Origin of the sequence: Liquorilactobacillus uvarum DSM 19971 (assembly GCF_001434935.1) — a bacterium.
GTDB classification, from domain to species: Bacteria; Bacillota; Bacilli; order Lactobacillales; family Lactobacillaceae; genus Liquorilactobacillus; species Liquorilactobacillus uvarum.
Genome location: NZ_AZEG01000010.1, coordinates 26,993 through 46,543, shown reverse-complemented (window position 1 = coordinate 46,543; position 19,551 = coordinate 26,993). Strand labels below are relative to the sequence as shown.

The window sequence follows — 19,551 nt, the reverse complement described above, 5'->3', positions numbered from 1 at the left end:
AGTATTTAAAATTCAAAGATGCTATTCAATTTTTCTTTGTAAATTCCGCTCTCCTTTTTTGAATTTGATAATAGCAATCCCTTACTTTCACTATCGGCAATTTCGCATAAAATTTTAAGCATCAACTCTCACCAGACATAAATATCTTTCGGATCAGCATAACTTGTGTACCCACCATCGTGATCATCACGGATCAAACGGCCCCCTTGTAACTCAAGGACACGCTTTCTAATCGAATTGACCATTGTACTGTCGTGTGTTGCCATTATTACTGTTGTCCCTCTTTGATTCAAACGGAAAAACAGTTTCATGATTTCGGCAGACGACTTTGTGTCCAAATTAGCGGTCGGTTCATCAGCGATCAGCACAAAGGGGTTATTCACAATTGCACGGGCAATTGCAATTTTTTTCTGTTGTCCGATCGAAAGTTCTTGCAGCATTTTGTCTTTGTATGCAGCCATACCCACTAATTCAAGAACTTCCAATCCTCTTTCTTCTTTTAAAGGCCCCATTACTCCCAGTGCCTCCAAACAATATGTGATGTTTTCAAAAGCTGAATAGTATGGAATAAAGAGATCTTTTTGCATAACGATTCCAATTTGACGGCGCAGCAAATACAGTTTATTCAATGCAATTTTTTCAACCTGCATATTCCCCATCTTGATTGAACCGCTTGTCATCATTTCCTCACGCGTTAATAACTTCAGCAAAGTTGACTTACCTGCTCCGCTGGGACCAACGAGGTAAACAAACTCCCCTTGCTTCACACTGAAAGAAATATCAATCAAAGCTTTGACGCGCTCGCTATATTGTTTATTGACATTTTTTAAACTGATCAATTTATTCCTCCATTAATTATTCAGAGAATTTATTAACGACGCTCAGCATATCATCGGTTGCCTGTACCGCTTTCGCATTCAATCCATATGCACGCTGCGTAATTATCATATTACTCATCGAATCAGATAGATCGACGGTTGAGTTCTCCAAATGGTACTGTTGAATACTCCCTAACCCGCCATTGAATGCCGTATTCAATTGTGCTCCATTGGCAACGCGATAAAGATTATTGCCTATGGACTGCAAATCATTCGTGTTGTTGGGGCTGTAAAGAGGGATTCTTCCGACTTGAACAGTCCGTTCGCCATCTTGAACATTGACACTTCCATTAGAATCAATTCTGACGTTTCCTTTAGGCCAACTATTTTGAGGCACAGATGAATCAATCGACAAACGATAGCCTTGCTGATTAACAAGTTCGCCGTTGCCATTACGATGAAAGTCGCCATCTCTAGTCAGCAGCAGATTGTTGTTCTGATCATAAACTCCAAAGAAACCTTGTCCTTCGATCGCCATATCATATGGCGAATCAGTATTTTGAAGACTTCCCTGAGCAAAGTTGATATTTTCTTGATTGACTTCCAAGCCTTCATTTAAAGCAGTATTTGTTGCTTGGGGACTCAACGAAACTTCCTGAGCAGTCGTTTGATTATTCAAAAGTTCTTGAAAACTGGTATCGCGACTCTTATAGCCTACTGTATTAACATTAGCAATATTGTTCGAGACGACATCCATACTTTTTTGCAATCCATTCAAACCGGACTTATTGATTGATAAAAGACTATTCATATTCATTGCTCTAACCTCATCTTCATATCTTTCCTAATTCGTTCACTGCCTTATTCAACGTTTCATTGTTGGAATTAAGGATCTTCTGATTAGCTTCAAATTCGCGGCCTGTTTGAATCAGAGAAACCATTTCATCAGCAGTTGAAACGTTGGATTGTTCCAGATAGCCCTGATGCACATCTGCGTCTTGGACTGTTCGACCTTGAACATTACTTGTAAAATATGTATTTCCAACATCTTGTAACCCCTGCTGGTCGTCAAAAGTAGTGATACGAAAATTATCATTTTCCGCTGTTGCCGGCTGTCCGGCAGTGTTTAGCACTGTATAGCCTTCCTGCGTAACATACTGATTCTGTTCATTAAGATTAAAATTACCATTTCTGGTATAAGCTTCCTGTCCGCTAGGCATCCTAACCGTGAAATAGCCATCATTTGAAATTGCAAAATCCGTTGCCCTTCCAGTTTGCTTCAGCGCGCCTTTGGTATCATCAAGATACGAACCGTCTAACTGATTACCAAATGTGAAACCACCGATTTCAGTTCTTTGGTTTGCATTCGAACCACCTTGATAATTGTGTAGTTGAACTTCTTTTAAAGTACTTTGAAAAAGATGTTTGGCACGATACCCCGTTGTATTAACGTTTGCGATATTACCGCTAACAGTTTCCTGCCGCTTTTGCAGTATATCCACACTTTTTCGAAGCGTATCAAGCGCACGTATCATGATAATTCCTCCCTAATAAGATTCTTTAATTTGATTATGATTTTCCCATGGATCTGCGAGACACGGGCTATCGAAATATCCAAAACAGCCGCAATTTCCTTTAATGTAGCTTCTTCTTCGTAATATAAACTCAAAACAAGCTGTTCACGTTCTGATAATTTTTTTATGCTGCTTATCAGTGCTTTTTTGCGTTCTTCTTTTAAAAGGGTCTCCTCACCATTTTGAGCCAGTTTGTCTTGAATCATATCTTGCAGTGAGATTCCTTCATCTGCATGTGAAAAAAGTGTATCTTCAAGAGAAATACTTGCTAGATAATGAATGCTATCGTAGATGTTTCCCAATTGGCCGGCATCAATATTCATCTCTTTGCAGATCTCTCTATCTGTAACTTCGCGCTTGAATTTTTGTTCCAATTCCTGTTTTGCTTTATAAAACTGATTAACGATCGTCATTTTATAGCGTGAAATTTTTGAATGTTTTCGAATTTCATCGATAATTGCACCTTTGATACGAATCGTTGCATAACTTTCAAAAGGAACCTTTTTAGTTGCATCAAACTTTCTTAATGCATCCATCAAGCCGATTACTCCAATGTTATACAGATCTCCATATTCATATTCAGTACTTTTAATTGATATTCGATTAGCCACACGCTCAACCAGCGGCAGGTATTTTAAGACTTCATCTTCTATACTTGTTTCGTACACAAAAACATCCCCTTTCACGCTTAGAGTTTCTACGCGACGATACTACCCATTAAATATTGATATTTCCGACTGTTTCGATCGCAATTTCATTTGGAATTTCATTCAATGAAAGAACTGCCATGTTAGGATAATTGAATGAAATTAATTTTCGAAAAGCCAGTCTGATTTTAGGTGATGTTAGAACAACAAATGATATATCTTTGACCATCATGTCCTGTTGAATTTTCCCAAGAGCACTTAATATCCTATTAACAGATTCAGGTTTCAAAACAGGATATGAGCCCGTTGCCGTTTTTTGAATGCTTTGCATGATAAGTTCCTCAACTTTAGGATGAACCGTCACAACGTTCAACTGATTATTCTCATCCGAATATTTGTTCGCAATCGTTCGTTTAAGTGCCTGTCTGACGTATTCTGTCAAAACTTCTGTATCTTTTGTTACGACACCATAATCAGCCAAGGTTTCCAAAATAGTTGCAAGATCGTTGATCGGAATCTTTTCCTCAAGCAAGTTTTGCAACACTTTTTCAACTTCTCCCAGCCGTAAAATGTCGGGAATCAATTCATCGATCACCACGTTATATTGATCCTTAATTCCTTCAAGCAGTTTTTTGACCTCTTGACGACCTAACAATTCAGGTGCATGGGCATAAATGATCTCTTTTAAATGCGTAGCGATCACTGTTAATGGCTCAATGATCGTAAAGCCTTGCAGATCAGCTGCTTCTTTGTCTTTTTCATCAATCCACATTGCATCCAGATTGAAAGCAGGTTCTTTAGTTGGAATCCCCTTAAATGGAAAGGGCTCATCATTAGGACTAATAATCATAAACTTATCTGGATAAATGTCGCCTTTTCCGACTTCATTGCCACGAATCTTGATCGAATAATCATTGGATTCAAGGTAAAGATTGTCGCGAATACGTACTGGATTCACTAATATTCCTAATTCACGAGCAGTCTGCTTTCGAATTGAAACAATTCTGCTCATTAAGCTGTTGTCAACCGAACTATCGACGATTGGAATCAGACCATACCCAATCTCGATCGCAATTGGTTCAACTTGAAATGATGAAACCGATTCTTCTTCATCTTGTGTCTCTTTTTTACGCTGAAGCGCTAGCGTTTGTTCTTCTTTTTTGCGTTGCATAACAGCTTTTTCTTCCCGCTGTTTGACAAGCATGCTAGCCCCAAACATCAATATTCCAATCAGCATAAATGGGATAAATGGAAAACCGGGAATAACCGACAGCACCATCAAAATAACGCCGACAATTCTGAACAATTGTGGGTACCGTACAACATCACGCGCAATATCCAAGCCAAAAGAACTATTATTGTCAGAACGCGTTACAATAACCCCGGATGCAATTGAAATAAGCAAAGAAGGAATAGCACTTACAAGACCATCACCAATTGCTAATTTTCCAAACTGCGACAATGCCTCTGTGACAGACATATCTCCCTTAACAGAGAAAATAATTGCTCCGCCAATTAAATTAATCAGAGTGACCAGAATTCCCGCGATTGCATCGCCCTTAACAAATTTGCTGGCTCCATCCATTGAGCCATAAAAATCGGCCTCACGCTGCAAATCCTTGCGCCGTTTCCTTGCATCTTCTTCATTGATTAGACCTGAATTAAGATCTGAATCAATTGCCATCTGTTTACCAGGCATTGCATCCAATGTAAATCTAGCTGATACTTCAGAAACTCTTCCCGCACCATTTGTCACAACAACTAATTGAACAACCATAATAATCACGAACAAAATAATTCCGACGATATAGTTGCTGCCGGCCACAACATTGGCAAAAGCATCAATTACATTTCCGCCATTTCCGTTAGTTAAAATCAGACGTGTTGATGACATATTCAATCCCAATTTAAACATCGTGGTAATCAGCAGTAGAGTTGGAAACGTTGTAAATTCCAGAACTGACTTTGTGAATAAAGTTATCAATAAGATATTCATTGCCACCGTTAAATTGATAACAATCAAGACATCTAAAATAGGTGCCGGCAAAGGAATAATAATCAAACCAATAATTCCCACAACTAAAAATGAGACGAGTACATCAGCATAATTTAGTTTTCTGCCGCGTTTTTTCTTTTTGACTGCCTTTTGCATTCACTCAGTTCCTCCTTATAATCGAACGATCAAATTTTATTTTTGCTTTCTTCTTCTAAGCGATAGACTAGTGCAATAATCTCCGCAACAGATTCATACATATCAACTGGAACAAACTGTCCTGGTTCAACTTTTTTGTATAATGCATGTGCCAGTGGTCGATTCTCAATCATCGGTATGTGCTCTTTGCGTGCTTCTGCCTTCATTCGCTGAGCCAACTGATCAGCCCCCTTGGCCAGTAGAATCGGGACTTCATCCTTTTCAGGATCATATCTGATTGCTAAAGCAAAATGCGTTGGATTAGTAATCAAAACTGTTGCTTTTTTTACATTTGCGACCGCATTGCGCACCATTTCCTGATACTTGGCTTTTCGTTGAGACTTGACCTTAGGATCGCCTTCCATTTGCTTGAATTCTTCTTTAATTTCCTGTTTTGTCATTCGCAAACTCTTAATATGCGTATAGCGTTGGTACATATAATCAGCCAATGACAGGGCCAGCAGCACCAATGCAATTTTTAAAGACAAGTCTTTGGCGAAATCCAAAACAAAAAGGAGGATCTTGCCCGTGCCAACTGAGCTGAGATTAATCAAGATAGGAATCGTTTGAATAAATTTCTGATAGCAGAGATACGCAATTATTCCAAACTTGGCAAGTGTTTTAGACATATTAAAGATTGCTCGTAATCCAAACATCTGCTTAAACCCGTTCAGTGGGTTGATCTTCTTAAAATCTGGCTTTATCGGTTTTGATGTAAACAGCAGGCCAACCTGAAAAAGATTGGCTAAGTATCCAACTGCCATACTGAGAACCATAAAAGGTGCACACAATAAAAAGATCATCAAAACTGCCTGAATCCCGACCTTGGAAAGATCTCGATACTCGACCTTAAATCTTCCAACCTGTTGAATCATCTGGACCATATAAGGCATAAAATGATTGAGGACAAATTCCCAAGATGGTACCATAATGACTGCGAAAACCAATAAAGCCAACGCTGCATTCAATTCCTGGCTTTTTGGAACCTCGCCTCGTTTGCGCGCGTCTTTTAAACGCTTGGCAGTCGGGCGTTCTGTTTTACCATCTTTATCTCCCATATCAATCTTTTACCTCGCTTGTTGGACAGACCTGACAAACTCCATCATGTCGGAAATTGATTCAGCTAAATGCGTGCCTAAAAAGCTCATCAAATTCGGCAAAAGCAGCAGAAAAATAATCAATGCAACTGCTGTCTTGACCGATAAACTTAACATTAAGACATTGATCTGCGGAATTGATCTCGAAATAATCCCTAAAACAAGATCGATTACAAGAACTGAAACGACCAGCGGTGCTGCCAAACTCAAAGACATTTCGACTGTTTGTGCAAATAATTTAACAATTCCATCAACTGTAAAACCTTTAAGTACAATTGCCCCTAGGGGAACAATCCTGAAAGATTCCAAAATTCCAAAAATCATCTGCTGATGTAGATTCAGCATAAAGAACGCACATAGAGCAAGCCAATAGTATAATTTCCCGAATTGAGATGTCATCATCTGCATCGTCGAATCATAAGCTTGCGCCATTGAGAAACCCACTTGAAAATCAATCATCTGTCCCGCCATCATTACCGCATTAAAAACCAATTGACTCAAATATCCCATCGCGAGCCCAAACAAAATTTCCTTGACCGCTGCCAACGAGAATAAAATCATTGAGACTTCCTTGTAACTGCCGACAGCTGGAAATGCCGCAATTACCAGGCTGAAACCAACAACCAGTTTTGCCATATTCGGGAAATCACGTTGTGAAAAAACCGGCCCAATGACGAGAAATGACATGATACGGCAAAGAATCAATGCTCCCATCTGAACTTGGGCCATCTTTTTTCACCTCATTTATTTATAATTCTTCATTATAATGAAGAAATCATTTTGAAAATTGACTTTGTAAACTCAAGCAGAATATTCAGCATAAAGTTTCCTGCTAGAATCAACGTAACAAAAATTGCGATCAACTTAGGCACAAAACTCAGTGTCTGTTCTTGAATCTGGGTCGTTGCCTGGAAGATACTGATCACGAATCCGACAATCATTCCTACTAAAACAGCTGGCCCTGCGATTAAAATAATCCGAATAAATGCATCCCGTACTACGTTTAAAACCATCTCAACTGTCATAAATCACGTTCCTACTTCCTAGTAAAAACTTCGAATAAGCGACTCAACTAACAGATACCAGCCGTCGACCATTACAAACAGCAAAATTTTAAACGGCAATGCTATCATGACTGGCGACAGCATAACCATCCCCATCGACATCAAGATACTTGAAACAACCATATCAATTATCAAAAAGGGGATGAATAACAGGAACCCAATGCTGAACGCAGTCCGTAATTCGCTGATAATAAAAGCAGGAGTCATCACAGTCATTGGAATCTTTTTGTATGACTTGTAGTGATGCTTATCTTTGGATGCATCTAAAAATAACTGGATATCTTTGTTTCTTGTTTGTTTATACATAAATCCCTTCATACGCACCTCAGAGCGATTAAAAACCTGCTTTTGAGATATTTCCTGTTTGTTGTATGGAACAATCGCATCTTTATAGATGTCCGTATAAACGGGCCGCATCGTGAAGAATGTTAAAAACAACGCTAACCCTATCAAGACCTGGTTAGGTGGATTTTGCTGTGTCCCCAAGGCGCTGCGAGCAAACGATAAAACCATAATGATACGTGTAAAAGAAGTCGTCATAACCAGTAAGATCGGCGCAACTGATAAAAGGGTAAGCAGCAAAAAGGTATTAATGATCTGGTTTGAGCCATTTCCACTGGATAATAAATTGTTAACAGTCGATGTAACATCATTTGTACTGATTGCTAAAACATCGACAGGGGTTAAAATAAAGTACCCCCAGGCAGCTGCTCCTGCTGCAACCAGCGTTGCTGTTTTCTTTCTCATTTGCTACTTCCTTTTTTATTTGACAACTTTTTAGTGACTTTCCGCAAAATATCTGAAAATTCAGGTGCATTCTTGCTCCTTGAGACTTGTTCGATTGAGGCAAGAAATTTCCCCGCTTCCTCCTCGGTTAGTTCTTTCAAAATCTCATTTTTCTGTTCTGAAAAGCTCATAACATAATATTTGTCAATAATTTGAATTATTCCGATTGAGGAGGTCTTGCTAACAGCAATTTTCCGCAAAATTCGAAACGTGCTGTTGGTTTGATTAGTATATTTATTCAAGTATTTAAGTGAAACGTTGATTAAATAAATAATAATCAGCAAAAACACACTTATTTTGATAAGTGAAAAAAAGATATCCATTAGCCAGCCCCCCTTTCTTTACTGCACAACCAGGTCTGTCACAAACACTTCTTGAACAATTTGTTGTCCATAAGCACGATTGATATTATCCTTCAACTCGGTCTTTAAATTCGGAATACTATCAGCAGAATTTAAGATATCTGCTGCTTTTTTCTGACGTAAAACATTAATCACGCTATCACGAACAACTGCTGTATTTTTTTTAACACTTTTACTGTTATCTGAATTTGCCACTAAAAGTGAAAGCGATACTCGAGCATACTTATCACTCCCTGATCCATCATTCGCCAAATTCACTAGGAATTTCTTTACTGGAACGATAACTTGTTTGCTGGAAATTTTCGCAGTATTGCTACTTTGTTTGGCGGCTTCAGTTTTCTCATTCGAAAGAAACTTCGAAGTTAGAATCGTTCCGCCAATTCCGCCTCCTACAGCAATAATCAAAATCAGTGGGAGAATAACAATCCACTTGAGTCCGCTTTTTTTGCGACCTTCTGTTTCTTCATTTTCCTTTGCCATAATTCACCAACTCTATCTCTTATTTTCTTTCATCTTTCGGGAGCTTTTGAAAGATTTTTTGCCGATACTCGATAATCAGATCAACAATCTCCTCTGCGGATTGCTTGACGATCAAGGTCTTGCCATCAGTCAGGATCACTACCGTGTCAGGTGTTTCTTCAATACGGTAAATTAAATCAGGATTCAGGTAAAACGAGTTACCATTCATTGAAACCAAGGCAATCATATACATCCACCCTTTTTATAAATTGTTATTTAGAACCGCCCGATTATCTCTTCAAATTAATTAATTCCTGCAGCATTTCATCTGATGTTGTAATGCTTCTTGCATTGGCTTGATAAGCACGATTTGCAATGATCATTTCTGTAAATTCATTTGAAAGATCAACGTTTGACATTTCAAGTTTGCCGGATTGAATGTTTCCACTGCCATTTTCGCCTGCTTGTCCAAGAACCGCGTTGCCTGAATTAGCTGTTGCTGCATAATTGTTTCCACCCACTTTTTGCAAGCCTCCTGGATTAAAGAACGTTGCCAATTCAACCTTTCCAATCACATAGGTTTGACTGCCGTATTTAGCAGTGACAGTTCCATTCTCATCGACCGCTAATGAGTTATTACTGTAATTTTGTCCTCCGATTTGAGAAGCAATCGTAATCGGTGTACCCGTTTCACTGTAAGTTGGTGTCCCACCTTCAACTTGTGCACCACCAGAAGTTGCGTACCCCATTACTTTCAAACCGCCTGAGTTAACAAGTGTTCCGTCAGCATCGAGTTTAAAAGAGCCATCTCTTGTGTAATAAGTGCCGTTATCAGAGTTTTGAACCACAAAGTAACCCTCACCACCGATATATAGGTCAGTCGGATTTCCTGTTGATTGCGGTGCGCCTGCGCCCGTGGAAGTATCGACCGAACCAGTCTGAACCCCTAAGCCGATCTGTTTTCCATTGATACCACCACCATTGCCAGTAGGTGCAGTTGCATTCGACATCGTTTGGCTCACCATATCTTGAAAGGATACACGACTTGATTTGTAACCTGTTGTATTTACGTTCGCAATGTTATTTGATACAACATCCATTTTTGTCTGCAAGTTCTTCATTCCACTAACACCTGAGTAAAGTGATCTTAACATTATTATTTCCCCCTAAATTAATTTGTCGCATTTTCTTCTGTCATTCTGAAAATGCTATAGCCCCTTTTCAGTCCAGCTATTTATTTTATAAATTTCGTACTATCTATGTTGGTTACTGTGTTGATTTCCTGCATATTCATTGCCGTGATGATCGTACGGTTATGAATGTTAGCAATCAAGCCCATGTCTTTATATAGCAGCAAGGATTCCTTACTGCCTTTTTGTTCCAATTCAGTCAGTGCATTTGAAATTTGTTGATAATCATCATTATGAAGGTGCAGATCCCGTGCTGTTAATCGTTTGCGCGCATGATTTGAAAGTTTGACGCTTTGCTTTTTTTCATCCAATACTTTTGAAAAAAGTGCCGCATTTTGTTCTTTTTTTTGCGAAACGATATTCTGTGCTGTCAGCGCCGGATCATGGACCCGCGAAATCTCCATTGACATCGATTGAATCACCCAACCTCATTCAATGTACTCATGCTGTATTCCTTGTTGTTTACGACCAAAGTTGCATATCCATTTTCAAAGCGTACTTTATCGACCTTGCCTGTGATATTGCTTCCACCGTCATTGAGCGTTACATTTTTTCCCAAAAGGTTGAATGCTTCTTGCTGCTGCATGATCATAACAGAGCTTGTTAAGTTTTTCCCCATCGCATTCAGCTGATCAAGTGTTGTAAACTGTGCAAGCTGTGAGACATAGTCAGTTCCGCTGCCACTGCTTCCCGAATCACTACCACTCATTGAAGGATTGCTCATCGATGCGGCCATGATTTTAAGGAAAGACTCCATTGAAACACCTGAAGAGTTTTTAGTGGTATTATAAGCCGTTGCATCAGCAATTGATGGAACAGCATCAGATATTGTGTTATTCAATATATACAGCCTCCCATGTTAAGCTAAAATACTGATTGTATTTTTGCTTTTTTCTTCTTTCGTATCTTTCTTTGCCTTTTGAGTTTCCATTTTTGCCTGGTAAAGACCCCCTCTAGCATGCCGTTTGGACGTCTGTTGCTCGAATTGCCTTTGCGGTGACTGCTGATTCAAAAGATCCATCTGGAGCGAATCGAAATTATTAGCCGGCGCTGCAGCCTCTTTAGCATTAACCACATTACCGCCTGTATCTTGATTTTTCAAAACCTGCTCCAGCTTGTTTGAGATGGACTCCAGCAACTGCTTTGTATGTTCACTCTGGACTTTGAATTCTAAACGTACCTGTTGATCTGTCACACTCAGAGAAACTCTGACCTTTCCAAGGTTTTCAGGTAACAGCTGCAGTGTCATCGATTTGTTTGATCCAGTAGCCATCGTTTTCAAACTCTGCACAATCGGACGTGTTATCTCAGAAGTTTGTTCTGCAGTTAATAAGTTACTGCTCTTTACCGCCGTATTCGCGGCTGCAGTTACTGGTGTTTGCAGTGTTGGCCGTAAATCAGCAACGAGTGAACTTTGCGCTTCAACAGGAGTAAATTGTGCAACAACGATTTGCTTGACGATTTCTGGAGACTTAGAAACTGGAGTGTTGACAGAAAGTTCAGCAGGTTTTTGGGTAATATCCACTGCTGATTCATCATTATCACCTGCCAAATTATTTTTAGCGGCATTTGTTTCCTTCGTTTGCACATCAGTTGCCGGATATTGTGTATTATCTGAAACTTCAAAATTGGACGTTTTTGTACTCTTATTATCTGAAATTTCATTGATCAAATTTTCAGAAATTTTCGAATCTGAGTTCTTTTTAGCTTCTTTTATCTCATTTGACTGCACATCTAATACAATTTTTTGTTCATTTTCAGAGATTGGTGTGTCTGTTTTCACAATACTCGAATCAGTTTTCGTTGTTGTCTGCTTACCTTCTGCAACTTTCTTATCCTTTTCAGTGCCAGTTGCTGCCCCAATCGGTGTTGTTTCTTGTGCTGTTTCATTAGTCTGACCTGCGATAACCTCAGGTTGCTGCGGTGTTCTATCAGATATTTCAGCAATTTGCTGGACAACTGCTACTTTAGCATCCGTATTTTGAGTGGTAGCCGTTGCTTTTATCTCTATACCAGCTGCTTCTGCTTGAGCTTCAAAAGAACCGACCGCTGTTTTATCAGTATCAGTAGTACCCGCAAGCACCGTTTGAGCTTGCTTGTCAATCTCCAAATTTAAATGTTCATTGGATTTTACAGTATTTTCTCCCGGTACTTTTTTCGCACTTGCAGACTGCACTGTTTTTGTCGATGTTGTATCTTGCGATATTGTTGGTATCACTGTTAAAGATATGCTTCCAGCGGCACTGTTCTCATTTTGGCCTTTATCTTTGTCCACGCCGCTCTTTTCATTTGTTGTAACAGATTTATCCGAATCTGCTTGGGCTTGATCTTTTTCTACCAGATTTTCCGATTGTTCTTCAGTCATATCTTCTCCAGGTAATTCTTCCTTTTTCTTGTTGGACAACTGTTCCTGGACTGTTGAAACTGTCTTTTTCGTATTGTAGTTTTTTAAAATTTTTTTGAAGTTCCCAGCATTCTTGATATCCGGAGTCGCTTTTTTGTCAGCGTTTGATGCTGGAGTATTAATATCTTTTGAACTTATCTTTTGCATTTATTCACCTCCTTTCAAATTAAAAAGCAAATTTAGAACGATTTCCCATCTCATCAAGCTGCTTTTGCTCCTCATGCTTAACTTCCTGGAGATATATCAAATGCTGTTTTTCTTCAAGTTTTTCAAGTACTTTACGTTCTTTTTGTGCCTGAACCACTTCTTGAAGAGCCATTTCAACCCTATTTTGCAACTCCAACGACTCTGTTTTTATTTCTCCAATCTGCCGATCCAATTCGATTAGATACCGTTGCTGAACTTGCATTCTTCCAACAGTCAATTCTCCGACATCCATCAGATTAAATTTCTCGGTACTTAATCTTTCCATTTCATTTTCTTTGTTGGCTAACTCTTGGCGAAGTGCAGTATAACCCTGCTTGATGTTCTGTTCGTTCTGCTTCCGGTACTCAAGAATATTCCCTAATGAAAATTCAAAACGTTTAATCGCTGATCCTCTCCCTCAATATACTATTGGCGCTGCCCTTCAAGTGAAGTTACATCACTGAACAAACCGTCTAGTTGACTTAATGTCTGCTCATATGTGGAATGCTCATCAACCTTTTGGCAGAGGAAATCGTCAATCGGATGATGCAAAGAAATGGCATAATCAATGACTGCATTGGATCCTGCTTTATAAGCACCAATATCGATCAGATCCTTCGAATCAGCATAGACTGACATGTTCTCGCGCAGCTCACTTGCATGCTGATAATGCTGTTCGGTAACTAATGATTTCATTAAGCGGCTCAGACTATTCTGAACATCAATTGCCGGATAATGATTGTGTGCTGCTATTTTGCGTGAAAGAATGATATGTCCGTCAAGAATACCGCGAACCGCATCAGCGATCGGCTCGTTCATATCATCGCCCTCAACCAAAACCGTATAAAATGCTGTGATCGAACCTTTATAAGAGGTCCCGCTGCGTTCAAGCAGCTTGGGAAGTGCTGCAAAAACTGAAGGGGTGTACCCTTTCGTTGTTGGCGGTTCCCCTGTTGATAGTCCTATTTCTCGCTGTGCCATCGCGAATCGGGTCACCGAATCCATCATGAGTACCACTTTTTTGCCTTGATCACGATAGTACTCGGCAATTGCAGTCGCAACATGAGCCCCCTTTAAGCGCACGAGCGGCGGCATATCAGAAGTAGCGCAGACAACAACTGACTTGCGATATCCTTCAGGCCCCAGATCATTTTCAATGAACTCTCTAACCTCGCGGCCACGCTCACCGATCAGACCAATAACAATTACATCCGCTTCACAATACTTGGCAATCATTCCCAAAAGTGTACTTTTACCAACACCGCTGCCGGCAAAGACCCCTATTCGCTGTCCTTCACCGACTGTCAGTAAACCATCAATCGCTCTAACTCCCGTACCTAGAACTGCATCAATCTTTTTGCGTTGAAACGGATCCGGCGAATCCTGAATAACTGGATAATCTATCAGCTTCGCAGTATCGACCTCCTGATCAAATGGTCTTCCTAGCCCGTCAAGAGTGTGTCCAAGTAATTCATCGCTAACTTTGACTGTCAGTACTTTACCTGTTGCTTTGACTAAACAGCCGGGACCAATTCCTTCAAGTTCATCCAGCGGCATCAGCAGCACTGTTTCTTTGATAAAACCCACAACTTCTGTCAATGCGACTTTTTTACCGCCATTGATCATTACCTTGCAGATCTCACCCATGAAAACATCCATGCCTTCAACTTTAATGATCAATCCGACAATTTCACTGACCTTACCGTATGAAGTGTAGAATTCATGTTCTTTTGCCTTTTCGAGATAATCATCTAAATTTAGTTTAAATTCCATATTAATCACTCAGTTTCTTGTATTTGCTGTAGGAATTTGTGCAGTTCTTCCTGAAGATCAAATGTTTCAAATGATTCCGTGGACTCCACCGTTACTTCATAAGGCGACAGTTTCAGATTATCTAAAACAATATATCTCAAGTTGGCTGTCTCTTTTTTCTTTGTTTCCATTTTCTTTACCAATACCTCGTGGTAGCGTGGATTAGCATGGATCGTAATGACTTGATCCGGTTTCTCCAGCTTGAAAAGAATCGGATCAAGCAAGGGCAAAAGTTCCCCACTATCCTTGTCCAGCTCATGTTTCACCAATATCTCTGCCATTTCAATCGCAAATGAAATGATTTTGTTTCGTTCTGCCGCAATATATTGTTTTGTACTATTTACTGTTTCCACCAGATTTTTCTTAGCTTGTTGCGTCAGTTCTTGTGCGGCTTTTTCGCCTTCAAGTTCGCCTTCTTGGTAACCATCACGATAGCCTTCTTCTTTAGCCTGATGGTAAGCTTCGTCCTTAATTCTGACTGCTTCTTCTTTAGCACTGCCAATTATCTTTTGTCTGATAATCTCCATACTCTTTTGCTGGCCTGAACTCAGAACATTCGCACTAGGTGCATTTGCAGGCGTCAACTTCTTTTTTTTCGGGTGTGTTTTAGCAACTGCTTTTGTAACAATTGATTTTGGATTTTTAATTTTAGAAATACTGGTTTGCTTCAACAGATTATTACTTGATGACTGCATCCTGCTCCCCTCTTCCAATATAAATCTCACCGGCTTCATCTAATTTGCGAATAACCCCAACAATGGTTTGCTGTGCTTCTTCTACTGCCGACAAACGTGTTGGTCCCATAAATTCAAGTTCTTCTTTAAGATTTTCAACCGCGCGGCTCGAAAGATTTTCGAAGATAAAGTTCTGGATATCCTCGGTCGTACCCTTCAAGGCCAATACAAGAACATCATTATCGACATCCCGCAAGACTTTTTGAACATCCATTTTTTCAAGCGTGATAATATCTTCGAAGGTGAAGAGACTGGCTTTAACTTCACTAGCCAATTCAGGTTGGCGAACATCGAGGTCATTAATAATGTTCTTCTCCGTGCTTCGACTTGCCGAATTCAAGATATCAACCAAGGTATGAACACCACCGACATTCTCAGTATCATTTTCAGCATAGTTCGAGAACTTGTTTTCAATAACTTTCTCAATTCGTTTAACGATTTTAGGCGAAGTACTCGTAATCGTTCCGATGCGTTCTGCAACATCAACTTGAAAATCCATCGGGAATTGTGACAAAACATCTGCGGCCTTATCTGGCTGCATATAGCACATAATCAATGCAACCGTCTGCGGATGTTCATCAACTAGCAAATTAACTAACTGCTGTGTATCGGCTTTGCGAGCAATATTGAATGGTCTCTCCCTTAATTGAATCTGATTTAGAAGATCAATGATTTCTTTGGCCTTTTGAGGGCCTAAAGCTTGATTCAATAAGTTCTTGGCATAATCGATTCCGCCATCAAGAACATATTGTTTAGCCGCAGCAGTATTAACAAACTCTTCCAAAACCTTTTCGCGCTGTTCAGGACTGACAGCATCTGTATTTGCAATTTCATAACTTACTTTTTGAATAAAATTTTCTGGGAGCAACTTCATGATCTTAGATGACGTTTCCGACCCAAGCGAAATCAATAAGATTGCTGCCTTTTTAATACCTTCAATTGAATCCATTTCGCTTACCCCACATCTATTTTTCTTTCATCCATGCTTTGAGTAGATCGGCTACTTCTTCAGGATGTTTATCAGCGTAATCTTTAGCTTTCTCATCCTTGTCTTTTTGAGCTTTTTCACGTTTAACTGCAAGTTCCAACGCCTTTTTTTCTTCTGCCGTTTTTTCCGGCTGCGTCTCAGTTGCTTCTTCACTTTGCTGCTCTGTCGGCTGAGTTATATCTGCATCTTCATAATACTCATCCTCTTTGTTCTGCCGTCTTTTTCTAATAACTAGGATGGTACCTATAATCGAACCGATCAGCAGTAGTGCCCCTGCACCGGCTCCAACATATAGCCAAATATTTGACTTTTTCTTTTTAGATTTTGTGTTATCATCTGTGCTTTTTCTGCGTTTTACAAAATCAATTCCCTGGACATTGATCGCATCTCCTCTGCCTTGGTCAAAACCAATAGCCGAAGAAACAAGTGTCTTGATTTGATTCTGATCATTTTGCGACAAGTCTCCATTAACCACGACCGAACTCGTCATTCTCTTGATTGAACCTGGTGCACTGATAACCTTTGTTGTCTGTGTGTCTAACTCGTTGTTGACACTCCTGCTGTAAGAACCATTATCGCTGCTGCTACTGCTGCCCGTTACATTTGAAGCATTATTATTTGCTTCGCCTGTTTGCGTATTCTGTGTTGCCTGACCATTTCCAGTCGTCTGAACATTCTCGCTTCTAATCTTAGGATTATTGTATGTAACCATTTTTCTTTCGATCGAATCAAAATTCAAATCAAGATTAACCGAAACTCTGAGTTTGTTTGTCCCATATATGGGTTGAAGCAATTTATTGATCTTATCTTCAAGCATTTTTTCATAGGCTTTTTTGATGCCCATATATTTCGTGCTGTAATTTGACATCTGGTTGTCATCACTGCTGTTACCTGATAGCAACTCCCCGTTACTATCTACAACTTTGACATTCTGCGGACTCAAATTTTCTACCGCTCCAGCGGTCAGTGCAACAATACCTTGGACAGCTGAATCAGTGAGCCCGCTTCCTTTAAGCGTCAAAACAACAGATGCTTTGGCTTTTTTTTCTTTTCCATCATCATCAAAAACACTCTGTTTAGGTGTTACAAGCATAACCTTGGCTTTTTCAACGTCATTCAGTGACTCAATTGCTCGTTCAAGCTCACCCGTCACAGCTCGTTGATACATAACTTTGCGATCTTCGTCTGTCGTCATAACATTTGTATTGTCGAATAACTCGAACCCAGTCGAACTGTTCGGCAGCTTATTATCAACAGCTAAATCTATCCGCGTTTGATCTACCTTATTCTGATCGATCATAATCGTTTTTCCATCGTCCGTTAGCTTGTATGGAACATTTTCGCTCTTCAATTCCTTTGTTACCGTTCCGGCATCTGCATCGCTCAAGTCTGTAAACAACACACCATACTGAACTCTGGTGTTCATGTAATAGACAATCCCAATAACAGCAAAAATACTGATGAGTGCAAGCGACAGCGATACTTTTTTTATTCGACTCTGCGATTGCCAGCGATCTCTTAACCGTCCCAACCCATTTTTAAATTTATCAAACACTTAGTTATTTCCCCCAATAGGCCTTAGAATTGCATATTTTTGAGATCATTATATGCATCAAGACACTTATTTCGTACTTGGACTGCTGTCTGCAATGATAGCTGGGTTTCGGTCATTTTGGTCATAATACTCCCTAAATCACTTTGGTCCCCCTTTATCATGTCTGTCGTTCCTTCATCCATGGTCTTCATATTACTGTTTAGGCTTGAAACCGCATCTGTTAAATAATCACCAAACTGTTTGCCGCTGTTCTGTGTTCCTAAGACAGAGGATTTGTTCAGATCCGTCACATTTTCTAAAGCCTTTTGATAATTCTGTAAACCTGAAACACTAGTCAATCCGTTCATTTTCCATCCTCATTTCCTTAATCCTTCGATATCTCTAGAGCCTTTTTCAGCATCGTCTTATTCATCTCGGCAGCTGAAGTATTAGCTTCATATGTTCGCATAGCTTGGATCATATCGACCATTTCATCAGCCATATTTACATTCGATGTTTGGACATAACCATTTTGATCTGCATCTGGATTGGAAGGATCATAACTGGTCTTTTCAGTGTTGTCTGTCTGAATTCCAGTAACTTTGACCCCATAGCTCTGCGGAGTCCCTTTGAGCTGTGTACCGGTAGAATCCGTCTCCTGCGCATTTTTTAAATTTTCGGAGAACTCAACTGATTTTCGCTTGTAAGGTCCGCCTTCAGCTGTTCTAGTGGTATTTACATTTGCAATATTTGTAGAAATTGTATCTAATTTCAATCGTTCCAGAGCTAAACCACTCGTATTTATCGCTAAACCGTTAAAAATGCTCATCAACACTTACCTTCTCTCTAATGATTCAAGACATAATTCATCATCTGATAACGTCCGTTTAATTGCGAAACCAATGCACTATAGTACAAACCATTAGTGGCTTGATTCATCATCTCAACATCAAGATCGACATTATTACCATTTTCCTTAACACTCGTATCTGAATTAGTTTTAATAGTTGGCGTCACAAGATCAGATGCTTGAAGATGCCTTTTATTAGTTGTCGCTAAACTAAAACCGTTTGATCCTATTGCTTTGTTCAACTGATTTTCAAAATCAACACTTTTAGTTTTATAGTTGGCTGTATTTACATTCGCAATATTGCTCGAGATAAGCTGTGAACGTGTTGCTGAGACATTCATAGCTTGTTTTAGCAAATCATATGTTCCCATCGGATCCCTCCTAAATAAGTGGTTATTTTTTTTGGCTTTTTTATTCAATTTGTTAAAAAGAAGATAATATTTTACATTAAATATAACCTTTTTAAAAGATTCTTAAAAAAGTATACTTGAAAGAAAAAATTATTTCAACACCAAAAATGCTTTTATACTGGGTTTTTAATACACATAAACTTTAAAAAGCAAAGCTTCAATAAAGTATTTAGTTATAATACAATTCAAATAAACGTATTATAGTGAGAATATCTTATTCTTATTTCTAATATTAATTATTACTTTGAACTTAAAAGAGTATAATATAACTCTTTTGTTCCTATAAACACATCACACGCGACATATATTCTTTATTTATTCCCCCTTTATTACCCTTTTCAAAAAAACAGGTGAATATTATTTTTACAATTTCTCATATTAAGTTTTTGGTTTTTCCGACCGATATAGTATTTATACGCAAGTATCGTCATTTAGTTTTAGGAGG

Annotated in this window: 24 protein-coding genes; all 24 read right to left on the bottom strand. The window is 39.2% G+C overall.

Annotated elements, in window-relative coordinates; all coding sequences use genetic code 11:
* Positions 1–128: 128 nt before the first annotated feature.
* Entirely contained in the window at positions 129–839 is a 711-nt protein-coding gene (locus FD20_RS06465; protein WP_057736904.1) for a cell division ATP-binding protein FtsE, read from the bottom strand.
* A 16-nt stretch (positions 840–855) separates the two neighbouring features.
* Complete coding sequence (locus FD20_RS06460; RefSeq protein ID WP_057736902.1) at positions 856–1,635, bottom strand: flagellar hook-basal body protein; 780 nt, start codon at positions 1,633–1,635, stop codon at positions 856–858.
* Positions 1,636–1,651: 16 nt separating this feature from the next.
* The gene (locus tag FD20_RS06455; protein WP_057736900.1) at positions 1,652–2,353 is read right to left on the bottom strand and encodes a flagellar hook-basal body protein; all 702 of its coding nucleotides are present in this window, start codon (positions 2,351–2,353) and stop codon (positions 1,652–1,654) included.
* Positions 2,350–3,060 (bottom strand): FliA/WhiG family RNA polymerase sigma factor, encoded by a 711-nt coding sequence (locus tag FD20_RS06450; RefSeq protein WP_057736897.1) that lies wholly within the window; start codon positions 3,058–3,060, stop codon positions 2,350–2,352. The genes FD20_RS06455 and FD20_RS06450 overlap by 4 nt, the downstream gene beginning before the upstream one ends.
* 49 nt (positions 3,061–3,109) lie before the next feature.
* Positions 3,110–5,191: a flagellar biosynthesis protein FlhA gene (gene flhA / locus FD20_RS06445; protein ID WP_057736895.1), complete on the bottom strand. Its 2,082-nt coding sequence runs from the start codon at positions 5,189–5,191 to the stop codon at positions 3,110–3,112.
* Positions 5,192–5,220: 29 nt separating this feature from the next.
* Positions 5,221–6,288: a flagellar biosynthesis protein FlhB gene (gene flhB, locus FD20_RS06440; protein WP_057736894.1), complete on the bottom strand. Its 1,068-nt coding sequence runs from the start codon at positions 6,286–6,288 to the stop codon at positions 5,221–5,223.
* A 9-nt stretch (positions 6,289–6,297) separates the two neighbouring features.
* Positions 6,298–7,056, bottom strand: coding sequence for a flagellar biosynthetic protein FliR (locus tag FD20_RS06435; protein ID WP_057736892.1), 759 nt, complete (start codon positions 7,054–7,056; stop codon positions 6,298–6,300).
* A gap of 32 nt (positions 7,057–7,088) precedes the next feature.
* The gene (gene fliQ / locus FD20_RS06430; protein WP_057736890.1) at positions 7,089–7,352 is read right to left on the bottom strand and encodes a flagellar biosynthesis protein FliQ; all 264 of its coding nucleotides are present in this window, start codon (positions 7,350–7,352) and stop codon (positions 7,089–7,091) included.
* An 18-nt stretch (positions 7,353–7,370) separates the two neighbouring features.
* Positions 7,371–8,138 (bottom strand): flagellar type III secretion system pore protein FliP, encoded by a 768-nt coding sequence (fliP, locus tag FD20_RS06425; RefSeq protein ID WP_057736888.1) that lies wholly within the window; start codon positions 8,136–8,138, stop codon positions 7,371–7,373.
* Positions 8,135–8,500: a flagellar biosynthetic protein FliO gene (locus FD20_RS06420; RefSeq protein WP_057736886.1), complete on the bottom strand. Its 366-nt coding sequence runs from the start codon at positions 8,498–8,500 to the stop codon at positions 8,135–8,137. The genes fliP and FD20_RS06420 overlap by 4 nt, the downstream gene beginning before the upstream one ends.
* 18 nt (positions 8,501–8,518) lie before the next feature.
* Positions 8,519–9,019, bottom strand: a complete 501-nt coding sequence (locus FD20_RS06415) for a flagellar basal body-associated FliL family protein (RefSeq protein WP_057736884.1) — start codon at positions 9,017–9,019, stop codon at positions 8,519–8,521.
* A gap of 19 nt (positions 9,020–9,038) precedes the next feature.
* Positions 9,039–9,245: a flagellar FlbD family protein gene (locus FD20_RS06410; protein ID WP_057736881.1), complete on the bottom strand. Its 207-nt coding sequence runs from the start codon at positions 9,243–9,245 to the stop codon at positions 9,039–9,041.
* Positions 9,246–9,288: 43 nt separating this feature from the next.
* The gene (locus tag FD20_RS06405; protein WP_057736879.1) at positions 9,289–10,152 is read right to left on the bottom strand and encodes a flagellar hook-basal body complex protein; all 864 of its coding nucleotides are present in this window, start codon (positions 10,150–10,152) and stop codon (positions 9,289–9,291) included.
* A gap of 80 nt (positions 10,153–10,232) precedes the next feature.
* Positions 10,233–10,598 carry a TIGR02530 family flagellar biosynthesis protein gene (locus tag FD20_RS06400; RefSeq protein WP_057736989.1) on the bottom strand — a complete coding sequence of 122 codons (366 nt, stop codon included), beginning with the start codon at positions 10,596–10,598 and terminating at the stop codon, positions 10,233–10,235.
* Between the two features lie 8 nt (positions 10,599–10,606).
* Entirely contained in the window at positions 10,607–11,029 is a 423-nt protein-coding gene (locus tag FD20_RS06395; RefSeq protein ID WP_057736877.1) for a flagellar hook capping FlgD N-terminal domain-containing protein, read from the bottom strand.
* A gap of 18 nt (positions 11,030–11,047) precedes the next feature.
* Positions 11,048–12,739 carry a flagellar hook-length control protein FliK gene (locus tag FD20_RS06390; RefSeq protein WP_057736874.1) on the bottom strand — a complete coding sequence of 564 codons (1,692 nt, stop codon included), beginning with the start codon at positions 12,737–12,739 and terminating at the stop codon, positions 11,048–11,050.
* Between the two features lie 19 nt (positions 12,740–12,758).
* Positions 12,759–13,181: a flagellar export protein FliJ gene (gene fliJ, locus FD20_RS06385; protein ID WP_083489062.1), complete on the bottom strand. Its 423-nt coding sequence runs from the start codon at positions 13,179–13,181 to the stop codon at positions 12,759–12,761.
* A 23-nt stretch (positions 13,182–13,204) separates the two neighbouring features.
* The gene (fliI, locus tag FD20_RS06380; RefSeq protein ID WP_057736871.1) at positions 13,205–14,551 is read right to left on the bottom strand and encodes a flagellar protein export ATPase FliI; all 1,347 of its coding nucleotides are present in this window, start codon (positions 14,549–14,551) and stop codon (positions 13,205–13,207) included.
* Positions 14,552–14,556: 5 nt separating this feature from the next.
* Positions 14,557–15,285, bottom strand: coding sequence for a FliH/SctL family protein (locus FD20_RS06375; protein WP_057736860.1), 729 nt, complete (start codon positions 15,283–15,285; stop codon positions 14,557–14,559).
* Positions 15,269–16,273, bottom strand: a complete 1,005-nt coding sequence (gene fliG / locus FD20_RS06370) for a flagellar motor switch protein FliG (protein WP_057736858.1) — start codon at positions 16,271–16,273, stop codon at positions 15,269–15,271. Before fliG ends, FD20_RS06375 begins: the two co-directional genes overlap by 17 nt.
* Before the next feature lie 16 nt (positions 16,274–16,289).
* On the bottom strand, positions 16,290–17,867 hold the full coding sequence (fliF, locus tag FD20_RS06365) for a flagellar basal-body MS-ring/collar protein FliF (RefSeq protein ID WP_057736855.1): 1,578 nt from the start codon (positions 17,865–17,867) through the stop codon (positions 16,290–16,292).
* A gap of 23 nt (positions 17,868–17,890) precedes the next feature.
* Positions 17,891–18,214, bottom strand: coding sequence for a flagellar hook-basal body complex protein FliE (fliE, locus tag FD20_RS06360; RefSeq protein ID WP_057736853.1), 324 nt, complete (start codon positions 18,212–18,214; stop codon positions 17,891–17,893).
* Between the two features lie 17 nt (positions 18,215–18,231).
* A complete protein-coding gene (gene flgC / locus FD20_RS06355) occupies positions 18,232–18,675 on the bottom strand; it encodes a flagellar basal body rod protein FlgC (protein ID WP_057736852.1) in 444 nt (147 codons plus the stop codon).
* Positions 18,676–18,692: 17 nt separating this feature from the next.
* Positions 18,693–19,067 (bottom strand): flagellar basal body rod protein FlgB, encoded by a 375-nt coding sequence (gene flgB / locus FD20_RS06350; RefSeq protein ID WP_057736850.1) that lies wholly within the window; start codon positions 19,065–19,067, stop codon positions 18,693–18,695.
* Positions 19,068–19,551 lie beyond the last annotated feature (484 nt).